Origin of the sequence: Flavobacterium sp. 83 (assembly GCF_000744835.1) — a bacterium.
In the GTDB taxonomy this organism is placed as follows: Bacteria; Bacteroidota; Bacteroidia; order Flavobacteriales; family Flavobacteriaceae; genus Flavobacterium.
Genome location: NZ_JQMS01000001.1, coordinates 3316624 through 3331184 on the forward strand (window position 1 = coordinate 3316624; position 14561 = coordinate 3331184).

The 14561-nt window shown below is 33.5% G+C and carries 11 protein-coding genes and 1 pseudogene; 4 read left to right on the forward strand and 8 right to left on the reverse strand.

Features of this window, described 5'->3' with window-relative positions:
• Window positions 1–3 precede the first annotated feature (3 nt).
• Together T410_RS14400 and T410_RS14405 are read right to left on the reverse strand one after the other, a co-directional pair.
• The gene (locus T410_RS14400; RefSeq protein ID WP_035673030.1) at window positions 4–417 is read right to left on the reverse strand and encodes a DUF6691 family protein; all 414 of its coding nucleotides are present in this window, start codon (window positions 415–417) and stop codon (window positions 4–6) included.
• Window positions 418–420: 3 nt separating this feature from the next.
• Window positions 421–978, reverse strand: a complete 558-nt coding sequence (locus tag T410_RS14405; protein ID WP_035674647.1) for a YeeE/YedE family protein — start codon at window positions 976–978, stop codon at window positions 421–423.
• A gap of 189 nt (window positions 979–1167) precedes the next feature.
• On the opposite strand from T410_RS14405, the gene T410_RS14410 reads away from it, so the two are divergent.
• The 4 genes from T410_RS14410 to T410_RS14425 all read left to right on the forward strand — a co-directional run bounded on the left by T410_RS14410 (window position 1168) and on the right by T410_RS14425 (window position 4864).
• On the forward strand, window positions 1168–1620 hold the full coding sequence (locus T410_RS14410) for a hypothetical protein (protein ID WP_035673032.1): 453 nt from the start codon (window positions 1168–1170) through the stop codon (window positions 1618–1620).
• A 156-nt stretch (window positions 1621–1776) separates the two neighbouring features.
• Window positions 1777–2595, forward strand: a complete 819-nt coding sequence (kdsA, locus tag T410_RS14415; protein WP_035673035.1) for a 3-deoxy-8-phosphooctulonate synthase — start codon at window positions 1777–1779, stop codon at window positions 2593–2595.
• Between the two features lie 21 nt (window positions 2596–2616).
• Window positions 2617–3462: a hypothetical protein gene (locus T410_RS14420; protein WP_035673038.1), complete on the forward strand. Its 846-nt coding sequence runs from the start codon at window positions 2617–2619 to the stop codon at window positions 3460–3462.
• Window positions 3463–3772: 310 nt separating this feature from the next.
• A complete protein-coding gene (locus T410_RS14425) occupies window positions 3773–4864 on the forward strand; it encodes a PAS domain-containing sensor histidine kinase (RefSeq protein WP_035673041.1) in 1092 nt (363 codons plus the stop codon).
• A 31-nt stretch (window positions 4865–4895) separates the two neighbouring features.
• Here the strand turns inward: T410_RS14425 and T410_RS14430 are convergent.
• The 6 genes and pseudogenes from T410_RS14430 to T410_RS14455 all read right to left on the reverse strand — a co-directional run bounded on the left by T410_RS14430 (window position 4896) and on the right by T410_RS14455 (window position 14557).
• Window positions 4896–6264: pseudogene (locus T410_RS14430) on the reverse strand (M28 family peptidase).
• Between the two features lie 138 nt (window positions 6265–6402).
• Window positions 6403–8499: a glycoside hydrolase family 97 protein gene (locus T410_RS14435; protein WP_035674651.1), complete on the reverse strand. Its 2097-nt coding sequence runs from the start codon at window positions 8497–8499 to the stop codon at window positions 6403–6405.
• A 143-nt stretch (window positions 8500–8642) separates the two neighbouring features.
• Complete coding sequence (gene bglX, locus T410_RS14440; protein ID WP_035673044.1) at window positions 8643–10943, reverse strand: beta-glucosidase BglX; 2301 nt, start codon at window positions 10941–10943, stop codon at window positions 8643–8645.
• A gap of 3 nt (window positions 10944–10946) precedes the next feature.
• Window positions 10947–11645, reverse strand: a complete 699-nt coding sequence (locus T410_RS14445; protein ID WP_035673047.1) for a prolyl oligopeptidase family serine peptidase — start codon at window positions 11643–11645, stop codon at window positions 10947–10949.
• A 6-nt stretch (window positions 11646–11651) separates the two neighbouring features.
• Entirely contained in the window at window positions 11652–13025 is a 1374-nt protein-coding gene (locus tag T410_RS14450) for a glucoamylase family protein (RefSeq protein WP_035673050.1), read from the reverse strand.
• A gap of 77 nt (window positions 13026–13102) precedes the next feature.
• The gene (locus T410_RS14455; RefSeq protein ID WP_051929441.1) at window positions 13103–14557 is read right to left on the reverse strand and encodes a RagB/SusD family nutrient uptake outer membrane protein; all 1455 of its coding nucleotides are present in this window, start codon (window positions 14555–14557) and stop codon (window positions 13103–13105) included.
• Between the last annotated feature and the right edge of the window lie 4 nt (window positions 14558–14561).

A 14561-nucleotide genomic window follows, 5' to 3' on the forward strand; every position in this document is an offset into this window, starting at 1 on the left:
AATTTAATGCGGCAATTTATCTTTTAATATTCCATAAATAAAAGTACCCAACAAAGCACCAAAAAGCACTAAAAGCACGCTCCAAAAACCAGCTCCTATCAGTATAAATATGGGACCTGGACAAGAACCTACAAGCGCCCAACCTAACCCAAAAAACAATCCGCCAATCCAGTATCTGGCAGAACCTTTTTCTTTGTCCTGAATTTCTATTAGTTGCCCATTTATGTCCTTTATATTGTTCCTTTTTATAATTTGAATACCAATTACCCCTGTCAATATAGCAACTGAAATAATTCCGTACATGTGGAAGGACTGAAATTGAAACATTTCATAAATGCGATACCAGGAAACCGCTTCTGATTTTGTCAGTACAATTCCAAAAACAAATCCGACTATTAAATATTTTAATACATTCATATTCTAAAAAATTAAGGGTAATAAAAAATGAGCCATAATTAATCCTCCAACAAAAAATCCTATAACAGCTTTCAGCGATGGAAGTTGCAAATTACTTAGACCAGATATAGCATGTCCTGAAGTGCAACCACCTGCATAACGGGTTCCAAATCCTATTAATATACCTCCGATTAATAGAATAAAAATACTTTTTGGAGATTGTAAAACCTGAGCTCCAAAGAGTGCGTTTGGCATTAATTTTCCGTTTGGAGCATCGATTCCTAATTGTGCTAACTGTTGAATAGTTTTTGGATTTATGTCAACATTTGTCGGATCATTCATAAAATGAACTGCTACAAAACCACCCAACATTGCACCTAACACAACTACTAAATTCCAACGTTGCGATTTCCAATCAAAATTAAAAAAAGAAACATATTTCCCTGCTCCTGCCATAGAACAAAGCGAACGCAAATTAGATGACATCCCAAAAACTTTTCCGAAATAGATAAGAGATAACATAATCATGCCAATCAAAAACCCAGAAACATACCAAGGCCAAGTTTGAAAAATAATATTCATATCGTTTTTTTTTGCAAAAATAAGGATTCTGCCTTTTAAAAATATAACATTTAAGATACAATTCTTGTTTGAAGTAGTAAACAGTTTGAAGTTCTGTTTATATTTGTAGTACAAATTAGTGTTTACTATTTTTAAAAGAAATAAAAACCAAAATATATCTTGCTTCAAAAAGTAAGTAAATAAAAAAATATGAAAAAAATTATTCTTTTTGTCGCCTTGTTAATTGTTGCCACATCGTGTGTAAGTAGAAAATCTACTTTGAAAAACATTGACGATAATGCCCCTAACCTTATATTAACGCATGATAATACTTTTATAATTACGGAATACAGCAAGGACAAAAAATACGGTTACGACCAAGATTATCCCATCAATATTTTTTATAGGAATACGGCAAACGAGACGATTAATCAGGAGCGTTTTTTGAATGCATTGGCAGGGCCAAAAGGAGAAAAAATTACTTACACAAAACTAGAAAGTTGTTGCCCATTTCCAACTAAAAGAACTGATTTAGGTGCTGGTTTCCTTGATGTATATGAACTAAAATGGGAAGGACAAAAAAAACCTATAAAACTTTATTTGAATATTTACGAAAAAGGAATTTTAATGGTACCTGTTGGTCTTAGTTTAAAAAAGAATTAAATAAAACACGACTGCCCTAGCCCTGATAAGAGTGGAAATCCTTTTCTTTTTTTCTTTCAAAAAAGAAAAGATTGCAACGGATAGCAGGAAATAGCTTCAAAAAAATACTAAATCATTATTTCTAATTATCTTTGTACTTTCAAAAAATAAATTTTTATGAACATACAACATATTCCACTAATTAAACATATTGATAGTGGCAACTTTTTTCTTCTTGCCGGTCCTTGTGCTATTGAAGGAGAAGAAATGGCAATGCGTATTGCCGAAAAGCTGGTAGGCATTACTGATAAGCTTGAAATTCCATTTGTTTTTAAAGGTTCTTTCAAGAAAGCCAATCGTTCCAGAATTGATAGTTTTTCTGGTATTGGAGACGAAAAAGCGTTAAAAATTCTTAGAAAAGTTTCAGAAACTTTTGGTGTTCCCACAGTAACAGACATCCATACAAATGAAGATGCTGAAATGGCTGCTCAATATGTAGATGTATTGCAAATACCTGCTTTTCTAGTTCGTCAAACTGATCTGGTCGTAGCTGCTGCCAATACTGGAAAGGTTGTAAACTTGAAAAAAGGACAGTTTATGAGTCCCGAAAGCATGAAACATGCTGTGCAAAAAGTTTTGGATTGCAACAATCAAAATGTAATGGTTACGGACCGTGGAACTATGTTTGGATACCAAGACATGATTGTGGATTTTAGAGGAATTCCTACTATGCAGCAATATGCAACAACTGTTCTTGATGTTACACATTCGCTACAACAACCCAATCAAACTGCAGGAGTAACAGGCGGAAGACCTGATATGATTGAAACTGTGGCCAAAGCAGGAATTGCTGTAGGCGTAGATGGTATTTTTATCGAAACTCATTTTGACCCTGCTAATGCTAAAAGTGATGGAGCAAATATGCTGCATTTAGATTATTTTGAAAGTCTGATGACCAAATTAGTCGCTATAAGAAAAACAATAAATACATTTTAAACCTAAATTGTCCCCAATTCATTGAAACGTTATTTTTTACATTCCGCATTCTTATTTATAATTTTTTCAATAAACGCAACTGCTCAAGAACAAATTAAAATACAAGATAAATATACCGCCCACAACAAAGGAAAATTCTTTGTGTCGTGGGGCGGAAACAGAGATAGTTACACCAAATCTGATGTAACTTTCAGAGGGAAAGATTATAATTTTACAATCGACAATATGGTTGCACATGACAAACCAAAAGGTTGGCATGTAGATTATATTAATCCCGCCAGAATGACTATTCCTCAAACTAATTTCAGGATGGGTTATTTCATAAATGATCATTATAGTATTGCTATTGGTGTTGATCACATGAAATATGTTATGACACAGGAGCAAACAGCAAATCTGACTGGTACAATTGCTGCAAATACACCTTATGATGGCGTTTACAACAATACACCAACTGTTATGACTGAAGCATTCCTAATGTATGAGCATACTGATGGATTAAATTATGTAAACACGGAATTTTCAAGACATGATGACATTTCATCATTATTTAAAATTGGGAATACTGATAAGATTCAAGTTAATTTAACTGAGGGAGTTGGAGTTGGATTGTTATATCCAAAAACGAATACTACTCTTTTGGGTAAACCGAGACACGATGACTTTCATGTATCTGGTTACGGAACCTCTTTGAAAGCAGGTTTAAATATTACTTTCCTGAAACATTTTTATGTTCAAGGAGAGCTAAAAGGAGGATACATTAACATGCAGGATATAAGAACCACTCAAAGTACTGAAGACAGTGCTTCACAGGATTTTTTCTTTTTTCAGAGAATAATTGCTTTTGGAGGAATTTTTAAGATTTAAAAGTAAGAATAAATAATACTCAAGGGGAGATTGTCATCGTTTTGATAGTTTCCCCTTTGTTTTATCTTAAATACTGGCATTATTAAACAATTATACCCTTTTAATCTATTTTATTTTCATTCCTTTTAAAAAAAATTATATTAAATTAATCACTATTATACATAAGATATTTAACAAAAAAAATAGTCCTCAGTTTAGATAAAAATTGTATTTTTAAGACTTGTTTAGCATTTTAAAAAATCTATTTAGCGCTTAGTTTTTAAAATTTGTATCTTAATAAAGTCAGAATAACAAATACCTTTTAAGCTCAATGACTATAAAAAAAAGAAATCCTGATTCAGGTCATACCTATCACTTCGATAATTTTTTTAACATATCCGCTGATTTTATTTGCATTGCAGGATTTGATGGCTATTTCAAGAGAATAAATCCGGCTGTTTCAAAATTACTAGAGTATTCAGACGAGGAATTATATGCTCACCCCATCAGTAGTTTTGTTTATGCACCAGACCTTAAAATAACTATCGAAACCAGAGAACAAGTATATAAAAACAAACCGCTTTTAAATTTTGAAAATCGCTATTTAACTAAAAGTGGCGCCATTGTATGGTTATCTTGGACATCAATGCCTGTTGAAGATGAAAAATTAGTTTATGCTATTGCTAAAAACATTACTCATAAAAAAAGAGTGGAAGAAGAACGAAATTTACTTCTTACAAATCTTACACAAATTAATAAAGAACTTACCGTTTTATCACACAAAACTTCCCATGATTTAAAGTCCCCTATTAATAATATGCTTTCGGTTTTTAGTCTTATTGATATTTCTAAAATTAATGATCCGGAAACCTTGGAATTAATTAACATTCTTAAATTAACCAGTGAAAATTTAAAACAGACTTTAAACGATTCGATTGATGAATTAGTTAAAAATGAGAATGTACATACTCAAATCGAAGAAGTAAATTTAAATGAATCACTTAATGAAGTACTCGGCTCTATAAATTCACTAATACGTGATTCGAAAGCAATTATTAATATTGATTTTACAGAATTTGAAAATATTACTTTTAACAGAGCGTATATCAAAAGTATTTTTTTGAATTTATTAACCAATTCGATTAAATATTCTAAACCACATCTAGCTCCTATTATCTCTGTCCAATCAAAAAAAGTCAATGGTGTGAACCAATTAATTTTTTCTGATAATGGTCTTGGCTTCGATTTGGATAAAGTAAAAGATAAAATTTTTGGGTTGTATGAAAAATTCCACAGTAATATTGACAGTAATGGCATTGGATTGTATCTAGTGTACAATCACATCACCAGCTTAGGCGGACGAATTGCTGTTGAAAGTAAAATTAATGAAGGTGCTACATTCACAATTTCTTTTAAATATTGAGAATTTAGCACCTTCTAAAATTGAAGTCTTTCTATTTTATTATACCATTCTGATCTATCAAATACAGTAGAGATGCCATTGTTGCAGCTCCTAATTCTAATTCTCTTTTATTAATCGCGTCAAATTTATCGTTAAGAGCATGGTGATAATCAAAATAACGCTGAGAATCTGGCTTTAATCCTGCTTTTACAATTGTTTTTGAGGTTAAAGGTTCAATATCTGAACCACTATGTCCTTTTACAAAACTATGTATTAAGGTAATGTGGTCAAAAATGGTTGGTAAATTTTCATTTTAGATTGCTTATATTTCAGCATCAAATTGAAGAGGAAGTTGGCTCTGCTGAGGAGCAACCAACCAGCAATAAGTTTGATGATTATACGATAATTGAAAGGATAGTTTTTTAGCTATCCTTACCTCCATTTTCTTCATTCATAAAAAGGACTACTCGGATGGTATTTTTTGGTTTGTAACGCAAGTTTTTAAAGATATTTATCACTTCCATACTTTGAACAACTCCTGCTCCATCATCATGGGAACCATCGGCTAAATCCCAAGAATCAAGATGTCCGCCTACAACCATAATATTTTCCGGATATTCGCTTCCTTTTATTTCTCCAATTACGTTATAAGATAATGCGTCTTCCATTTGTAGGCATGACATTTTCAAATGAAACTTCAAATTTGGATTATTTTTTAACGTTTTGCTCAACAATTCTGCTCCATTCGTACTTATAGCTGCCGTAGGAATATATTGTGATTTTGGAATATCACCATAGCTTTGTGCTCCTGTATGAGGAAAATCATCTAATCTAAGATTCATGGAGCGAACAATAGTCCCTATAGCTCCAAATTTTGAAGCTTCTTTAGCACCAGCATATCTTTGATCGACACAACCGCCATAGGAAGTAAACGTTTCAATATTTTCAGGCTCCATTGGTCTATTAAAAAACACTATTTTTCCTTTTATTTTATTACCTAAAATTTCTAATTCCTTAATACTTTGTACTTCAATTACTTCAGCAGTAAGGCCATTTTTCGGTGTTGCAACAGACCCTCCTAAAGCACAAACAGGAACATTTATTTTAGTTTTATTATATTGAATATAGGCTGTTTCTTTTTCACCACGAACCCATTTTGGCACCATCACTTCCTGAAGATAAACACGATCTAAACCCAGTGTTTCCAGTTGTGCTTTAGTATATTGAACCGCTTTCTCTGCACTGGCTGATCCTGATAAACGAGAACCTATTTTATTAGATAAATAATCCAACCAAGAATAACATTTAGAATTGGTTAATGATGATTTGTAAATTTCTTTTATTTTTTTCTCTTCATTTGACTGGGCAAAAAGGGTAATTCCAGTAAACAATACTACCGTCAAAAATGCTTTTTCTCTCATACGTGATTGATTGTGATTCAAAAAATTATTGAAATTTAGTTTTTTTTTATATTCATTCCAAGTTCGACATTCCTGAATAATTATTTAATAAAAATCAAAAAAAATCCTGCAAGATTTTAGACTTGCAGGATTATCTATTTAATTAATTAGTTCGAAACTTATTGCTGTTCCTCCACCTGGTGCCAGATTTAACCTAATTTTAGATTTATTAGTTACTATCATCGTTTTAATTTTATAAGCCATAGGATTCTTTTTCCAATCGGCATCTTTTGCATCTTCATAAATAATGGCTTTATACTTTTTACCTTTAGAAAGAAAGTCTAATTTTATTTCTGTTTTTCTAGCATTTTCATCCGTTATAGCTCCTAGAAACCAAGATTCTTTTCCTTTTGCTTTTCTTGCAATTGTTAAATAATCTCCAGGCTCCGCTTGAAGGTATTTACTATCATCCCAATCTACTGCTACGTCTTTAATAAACTGGAAAGCATCTGGATACTTTTCATAATTTTCAAGTAAATCAGCTGCCATTTGGATTGGAGAATACATTGTTACATACAAAGCCAGTTGTTTTGCTAATGTTGTATGAACTTGCTCGGTTTTATTTTTGTCATAATAACTCATTTTTATTTCAAAAATTCCAGGTGTATAATCCATTGGTCCTCCTAAAAGCCTTGTAAATGGTAAGATTGTTTCGTGCATTGGTGGATTTCCTATACTCCATGCATTAAATTCAGTACCACGAGCGGCTTCGGCAGCAACATAATTTGGATACGTTCTTCCGTAACCTGTTGGGTGTGAAGACTCATGCGAATTCACCATCAATTTATAATCTGCAGCACGTCTTGCTACAAAATTAAAGTGGTTCACCATCGTTTGGCCATCATGAAATTCTCCACGAGGTATAATTTTACCCACATAGCCCGTTTTTACTGCAGGATAATCGTATTTTTTCATCAAATCAAAAGCGCGATCTAAATGACGTTCATAATTTGCAACGGATCCTGAGGTTTCATGATGCATAATCATTTTAACGTTTTTTGATTTGGCATAAGCCGAAATAGCAGCAATATCAAAATCCGGATATGGTGTTGTAAAATCGAAAACATCCTCTTTCCAGTTTCCTGACCAATCTTCCCAACCTACATCCCAACCTTCAACCAACACCCCATCGAAACCGTTTTTAGCAGCAAAATCAATGTATCGTTTAGTATTTTCAGTAGTGGCTCCGTGTCTTCCTGAGGCTTCTAATTTTGTTCCAAAGTTAGTAGCATTCTGAGAACCTGCATAATCCCAAGTCGATTTTCCAACATGCATTTCCCACCAAATCCCAACATATTTCATTGGTTTTATCCAAGAAGTGTCATCAATTTTAGAAGGTTCATTTAGGTTTAAAATCATTTTAGAACTTACAATATCTCTTGCATCATCACTTACCATAATGGTCCTCCAAGGTGAAACGCAAGGAGTTTGCAAATAGGCTTTATCACCAATAGCATTTGGCACTAATTGAGCTGTCAATTTAAAGTTGTTGACATCTACATTCAAATGCATCACGGGATAATTGACTACTGCAGCTTCAAAAATATTAAGATACAATCCTGATGGCGATTTCATCATCAAGGGTGTTTGAACAGTGTATTTACCAGGAATTGTTTTTACTCCAATTCCGTTGTTCATATTTATTTTAGAATTGTCAATTTCAGAAAATTTAGTTTCATTGTATTCATATTCATTACTGTCAAAATCTCCTGGAATCCAAAATACTTTATTGTTATCAGTCAAATTAAACTGAGTAACCTCATCTGAAATGATAAAATAATTTAAATCAGCTTGTTTTGGAAAATCATATCTAAAAGCAACTCCTTCATCAAAAGCTCTAAAAATGATATTCATTTTTACATGCGTTTCCTTTTGAATAAGAGAAACAATAAGTTCATTGTAATGATTAACTATATTAGCTTGTTCTCCTAAAACGGGTTTCCATAATTCGTTGAAAGTTGTTGATTTTGAACCTGCAATTTCAAAATTAGCGTCTAAGGCTGGTTTTTCTTTTAGTTTTATTCCCAAAGCACTTTCCTTAACGACTGCTTTGTCTTTATACTTTACTGAATAGATTGGTTGTCCGTTAGTTGTTAATTTAAAATCAACAGCAATTTTACCAGAAGGAGATTGAACGTTTTGGGCACGTAACATACTTATGGTAAAGACAAATAAAAGTGATACTAAATATTTCATTTGGAATGTTTTTTTGAACTTACGAATATAGCTAAAATCTATAGTTCCCAAAAGGCCAAAATAAAAGAAATCTTCTTTTATTTTATAAAAAAAACCCTTCGATATAAATACCGAAGGGTCGTCACTAAATAAACAAACCAAATTTATTTAATCAACTCCAAACTAACTTTCTTCTCTGCATTAGAATCAGTGCCAACAAAAATTTGAAACGCACCCGGTTCAGCAATAAATTGTAAATCAGAATTATAAAACTTCAAATCTTCAACGGAAATTTCAAAATTCACTGTTTGTTTTTCTCCTTTTTTAAGAGCAATTTTTTGAAATCCTTTCAACTCTTTTATAGGTCTTGTAACTGATCCCACTAAATCTCTTATGTACAATTGAACCACTTCTTTACCATCGTAATTTCCAGTATTGGTAACAGCAACAGTAACATTTACTTTTTGGTTAAAATTAATTTTATCCGATGAAATTTTCAGATTCGAATAGTCGAATGTGGTATAACTCAATCCAAAACCAAATGGAAATAAAGGCTCGTTTCTTTCATCGATATAATTAGACCTGAATTTTTCGAATTTTCCTTCTTTGTTCCCTAATGGTCTTCCTGTATTTTTTTGATTGTAATAAATAGGTACTTGCCCCACACTTCTAGGGAAAGTAGCTGTCAATTTTCCAGAAGGATTTTCGTTTCCAAACAAAACGTCAGCAATAGCACTTCCTGCTTCACTTCCTGCAAACCAGACATTAAGAATTGCCGGAACAGTTTCATTTTCTTGATTTAAAACTAACGGACGACCGTCAAATAAAACTAAAACCACTGGTTTTCCTGTTTTCAATAATGCTTGTAATAAATCTTTTTGAGCTTGTGGAATTTCAAGATTGGTTCGGCTACTGCTTTCTCCACTCATTTCTGCTGATTCCCCAATTGCTGCAATAATCACATCGGATTGATTGGCAATTTTCAAAGCTTCTGCCAATAATTCTTCAGTAGTTCTGCTATCGCGGTGCAAGGTTTTTCCAAACATGGTCGCTTTTTCCTCGAAAGCTGCATCATAATCTAAATTACTTCCTTTAGCATAAAGCACTTTTGCAGTAGTTCCAACTACTTCTTTGATTCCGGCTACTAATGAAACCGATGTTTGCATATTAGTTGCAACACTCCAAGTACCCGCCATATTTTCTTTGGCATCAGCCAAAGGTCCTATCACGGCAACAGTTCCTGATTTTTTTAAAGGAAGTAATTGGTTTTGGTTTTTAAGTAAAACCAAAGATTGAGCAGCAATTTTTCTGGCTTCGGCTCTATTACTGCTTGTGAAAATTTCTGTTTTTGCTCTTTTTACATCACAATATTTGTAAGGATCTTGAAACAATCCTAAATCATATTTGGCATTCAATATAAGTCGAACCGCATTATCAATTGTTTCAATACTAACTTTTCCTTCATCTAATGATTTTTTTAAAGTAGTGAGGAATCCCTCTCCGACCATATCCATTTCAACTCCTGCATTTAAAGCCAACGCAGAAACAGTTTGCAAATCGCCCATTCCGTGTTGAATCATTTCAGGAATTCCTGTGAAATCAGTAACTACAAAACCTTTAAAACCCCATTGTTTTCTCAACACATCAGTCATCAACCATTTGTTTCCAGTTGCCGGAATTCCGTCAATTTCATTAAAAGATGCCATCGCTGAACCTACGCCCGCATCAACAGCTGCTTTGTAGGGAGGAAAATAATCATTGTACATTTTTATGTGACTCATATCAACCGTATTGTAATCACGTCCTGCCTCAGGCGCACCATATAAGGCAAAATGTTTTACACAGGATAAAATGGTATTGTTTTTTGACAAATCATCTTGTTGGTATCCATGAACCATTGCTTTTGCAATTTGGCTTCCCAAAAAAGGGTCTTCACCCGAACCTTCAGAAACTCTTCCCCAACGCGGATCGCGAGAAATATCAACCATAGGAGAAAAAGTCCAGTTGATTCCATCAGCACTAGCTTCCTGAGCTGCAATTTGAGCACTTCTTTCAATCAGTTTCATGTCCCAGGTACAAGACAATCCAAGAGGAATAGGAAAAGTCGTTTCATAGCCATGAATTACGTCCATTCCAAAAAGTAATGGGATTTTCAATCGGCTTTTTTCAACCGCAATCTTTTGTACTTCTTTAATTTTCTGAACTGACTTTATATTGAATAAACCACCTACTTTACCTTCTTCAATATTTTTAGCTACATTGGAACTATTGGCAGCTCCAGTTGTAATATCGCCCGAAGTAGGCAAATTCAATTGCCCTATTTTTTCTTCCAAAGTCATTTTCGAAAGTAACTCTGCTACAAATTCAGTTTTGGGTTTAATTTTAACCGTCTTTTTAGCAGTCTTTTTTTGGCTGTAACCAAAAAGAGAAAAACCTAAGAGAAGTATAATTAGCTTAATTTTCATTTTTTATTTTTTTATTTGTTTAAACATCCAATCGTAAATTTCTTGGTTGTCATATACTCTTGACCAACTGTCATGACCTGCATCATCAAAGATGGTTAGTTCGACATTACCATTACACTTTTTTAGTTCTTTATAAATGGCTATTGCATAATCTGGATTTACAACATCATCCATCAAACCGTGAAAAGCCCGAGTAGGAATTGCCGCAATTTTACACGCTTCTTCTAATTGAATCAAATCTACAAATCCCGAAATTGGAACTATTGCAGCAAACATATCAGGATGTGCAAAAGCCAGATTCCAAGTTCCCCAGCCACCTAAACTCAATCCGGTAAGGTAAATTCGGTTTGGATCAATATTGTTTTCTTTTTGAATTTTTAAAATCAAACGGTACAATACCTCATTATTCCATTCTTCGTTTTCAGGGCATTGCGGTGCCAAAATGTATGCATCGAGTTCGTGGTTTTTAATGTATTTAAAAGGTCCATGAATTTTTACTTTTTCGATATCAGTTCCTTTTTCACCTGAACCATGAAGAAAAATAATCAAAGGCTTTTTATCTTTAGTATTCGCCGGAATGTGCAATGCATAACCCATTTCGTGTTTTTGCACGATTTCGGTTTTCATTTTCCCGTTTACCTCCGATTGTGAAAAGGCATTCCATGAAAACAAAAAGGCAATTATTATAATTGTATATTTCATAATTCTTTAAAAATTATATTTCCCGGAATGAAATCCCAATTTAATTAAACCTTGTTTTACCTCTGGTGCATTCATAAATAACTTCCATAATAAACCCGTACGATAGTTCTCTAACATAACCATTTCAGGTCCTTGATCGATTGCTAAATAACGTTGAGCTGTCCACTTGAATTGTAAACTATGAGCATCATAAAATCCGGCAACACCCCAAGTATCCGTTTTATAATTCTCATATAAATTTCGTATGAAAGCATTAGATTCTGCAGGTGTGTATACAATAGAACTTATCGCCGCTGTAGGAGAAATAACTCCTTTATCATTGCTTGGCATGTGTGCATCATAACCTATTGATTCATCACCATTTCGAGAATAAGAAGCGGTTAATCCCCAATAATTGGGACTATATCCTTCATATTTTTTAGGGTTTGCAATACAATATAAATAATCAATTTTGACTTGATTGTAATTCAGATCCCAATAATTTGCATACTGATCTGTCAATTGATTTGGGTCAAGTCCTAAATAAGAATAGTGAGCCCAAAATAATGGACCTCCAAACTCTTCTGCCCCATTATGTTTTAAAATTAATGGCAAATTATATTTGGTTTTAGTCGAAACGATACCTCCACCCCTCGCCCAGCCTTGATGATAAGCAACTGGGTCAATTGCATGAGTTGGTGATGCTGCAGCCATAACATAAGTGATCAAACATTCATTATAACCTTCCAAGGCAAAATTCATATCCCAGTTATAATTAGGTGACCAATGCCAAAATAATTTATTTTGATTATTAGTATACCATTCCCAATCAATACCTTTCCAAAGAGTATCGTATTTTTGAGCTAATAATTGCTCCTCTTTAGTTCCATTTTTAAGATATTCTCTAACGGTAATAATTCCTGCTGCCAAAAAAGAAGTTTCTACTAAATCACCACCATTATCCTTTATTCCAAACGGTTTTACTTTTCCCGTATTTCCATCAATCCAATGTGACCATGCTCCATGAAAACGATCTGCATTAACTAGAAAATTTTCAATTTTATTCAGTCTAGCTATACCTTGTTCTTTAGTTATATAACCTCTAGACATTGCCGAAACAAGAGCCATAAGCCCAAAACCAGACCCTCCTGTTGTTACTATATTCGCATCATTTTCAGGATAAATTCCATTAGGATGATACCGTTCTCTAGCCATCCCTGAATTAGGTTCAGCATAATCCCAGAAATAAGCAAATGTTTGCTTCTGCACGATATCTATAAGTTCCTCATCTGTTAATGCTGTAGCAGGTGGACTTACAACTATACTTGTATTTGGCTTATCTGCAGAGGATGCACAGCCTAAAAAAGTAAAAATCAGGAATGAAACTATAATTTTAATCATTTGGAAATTTTATAATATTTATAAAAATATACACTCCTTACTTCTAAAAAAAATAAGAAATAAGGAGTGTTTTTTAATTAGTAACCTAGATTTTGGCTTGACATCCCTTTGGATTGTCTTATAAACGAATCTGGAATAGGGAATAACTCATTTTTACCCTCAGTAAACGTTTTACCATCAATTGCAAAAGCTGCTTTTGCCTGACCTGTACGAACTAAATCAAAGAATCTGTCAAATTCAAAAGCCAACTCTACTCTTCTTTCTTTCCAAATAGCAGTTCTTACATCAACTTGAGAAACTGCAGTAGTAACTCCTAATCCAGCTCTATTTCTAATTTGGTTTAACAACGGAATAGCTTGTGCTGTTTGACCTAATTCATTCAACGCCTCTGCTTTCATCAATACTACTTCAGCATATCGCAAGTATTTAATGTTTGCATCCGTTTCCCATCCATCAGTATATTGTGAAGAATATGCTTTAAAATTATACATTGGATTTTCAACAGTATTTGGTACCTCTCTACCATCATATAAAGTAGTTCCTCTAAAAATAATAGTTGCATTTTTTCTAAGATCACCAGCTTCGTAAGCATTTAATAAGCTTTGCGACGGCGTATTGAATCCCCAACCCCATCCTCCAGCGCCACGAGCACCTTGAGAAGCAGAATATCCTTCAATTCCTTTAGCAGGAACAGAACCAACACCATTAATTTCAAATATCGATTCAGCATCATTTTCCCCTTCTAATCGGAACATTTTAGCGTAATCAGGTGAAATAGAGTATCCCGTAACTAGATTACAGTTGTCTACCACTTTTTGCCAATTTTTTTGATACAAATTCACTTTTGCTAATAAAGCATAAGCGGCACCTTTTGAAGCTCTTGCTTTCTCATCGGCAGCATAAGCAGCTTTATTTGGTAATGCCGCAATAGCATCAGCCAAATCACTTTCGATAAAAGCATACACTTCAGCAGCAGTTTTACGAGTAAGCAACATTTTTTGATCGTCATCAGAAACTGGATTTGGTAAGTGATCCACGATTGGAACTCCACCATAACATTTCACCAAAGTAAAATACATAAAAGCTCTTAAAAACTTAGCTTCACCCATTAATCTTGTTCTTAAATTAGCATCTGCTTTATCAAGCTTAGGTAAAATATCTAAGGCTTGATTGCATCTGTTAATTCCGTCATAATTAGCATTAAAAGTACTCTCAGCAGATGGGTTTGACGAGTTATATGTTAGTGCATCCAAAACATCTTTATCACTACCTGTATCTCCGGGAGATGATCCTTTGTCAGCATCATCAGAAGTAATACTTGCTAAACCAATCCAACCAAATGAACTCATATCCCAGTTTAAAAACTTACTGTAAATAGCAGTTACAAAAGTGGCTGCACCAGCATCATTATTAAACAACTCGATATCTTTTGTAGAGATAGACTGAGTTTGATTTACATCTAAATAATCATCCGCACAACCTGTAAAGAAGAGAGCCGATAATACAAACATTGATATATATATCTTTTTCATAATA

Coding starts and splice junctions, on each gene's coding strand:
- T410_RS14400 (WP_035673030.1), bottom strand. CDS start 417: ATGAATGTATTAAAATATTTAATAGTCGGATTTGTTTTTGGAATTGTA.
- T410_RS14405 (WP_035674647.1), bottom strand. CDS start 978: ATGAATATTATTTTTCAAACTTGGCCTTGGTATGTTTCTGGGTTTTTG.
- T410_RS14410 (WP_035673032.1), top strand. CDS start 1,168: ATGAAAAAAATTATTCTTTTTGTCGCCTTGTTAATTGTTGCCACATCG.
- kdsA (WP_035673035.1), top strand. CDS start 1,777: ATGAACATACAACATATTCCACTAATTAAACATATTGATAGTGGCAAC.
- T410_RS14425 (WP_035673041.1), top strand. CDS start 3,773: ATGACTATAAAAAAAAGAAATCCTGATTCAGGTCATACCTATCACTTC.
- T410_RS14435 (WP_035674651.1), bottom strand. CDS start 8,499: ATGAAATATTTAGTATCACTTTTATTTGTCTTTACCATAAGTATGTTA.
- bglX (WP_035673044.1), bottom strand. CDS start 10,943: ATGAAAATTAAGCTAATTATACTTCTCTTAGGTTTTTCTCTTTTTGGT.
- T410_RS14445 (WP_035673047.1), bottom strand. CDS start 11,645: ATGAAATATACAATTATAATAATTGCCTTTTTGTTTTCATGGAATGCC.
- T410_RS14450 (WP_035673050.1), bottom strand. CDS start 13,025: ATGATTAAAATTATAGTTTCATTCCTGATTTTTACTTTTTTAGGCTGT.
- T410_RS14455 (WP_051929441.1), bottom strand. CDS start 14,557: ATGAAAAAGATATATATATCAATGTTTGTATTATCGGCTCTCTTCTTT.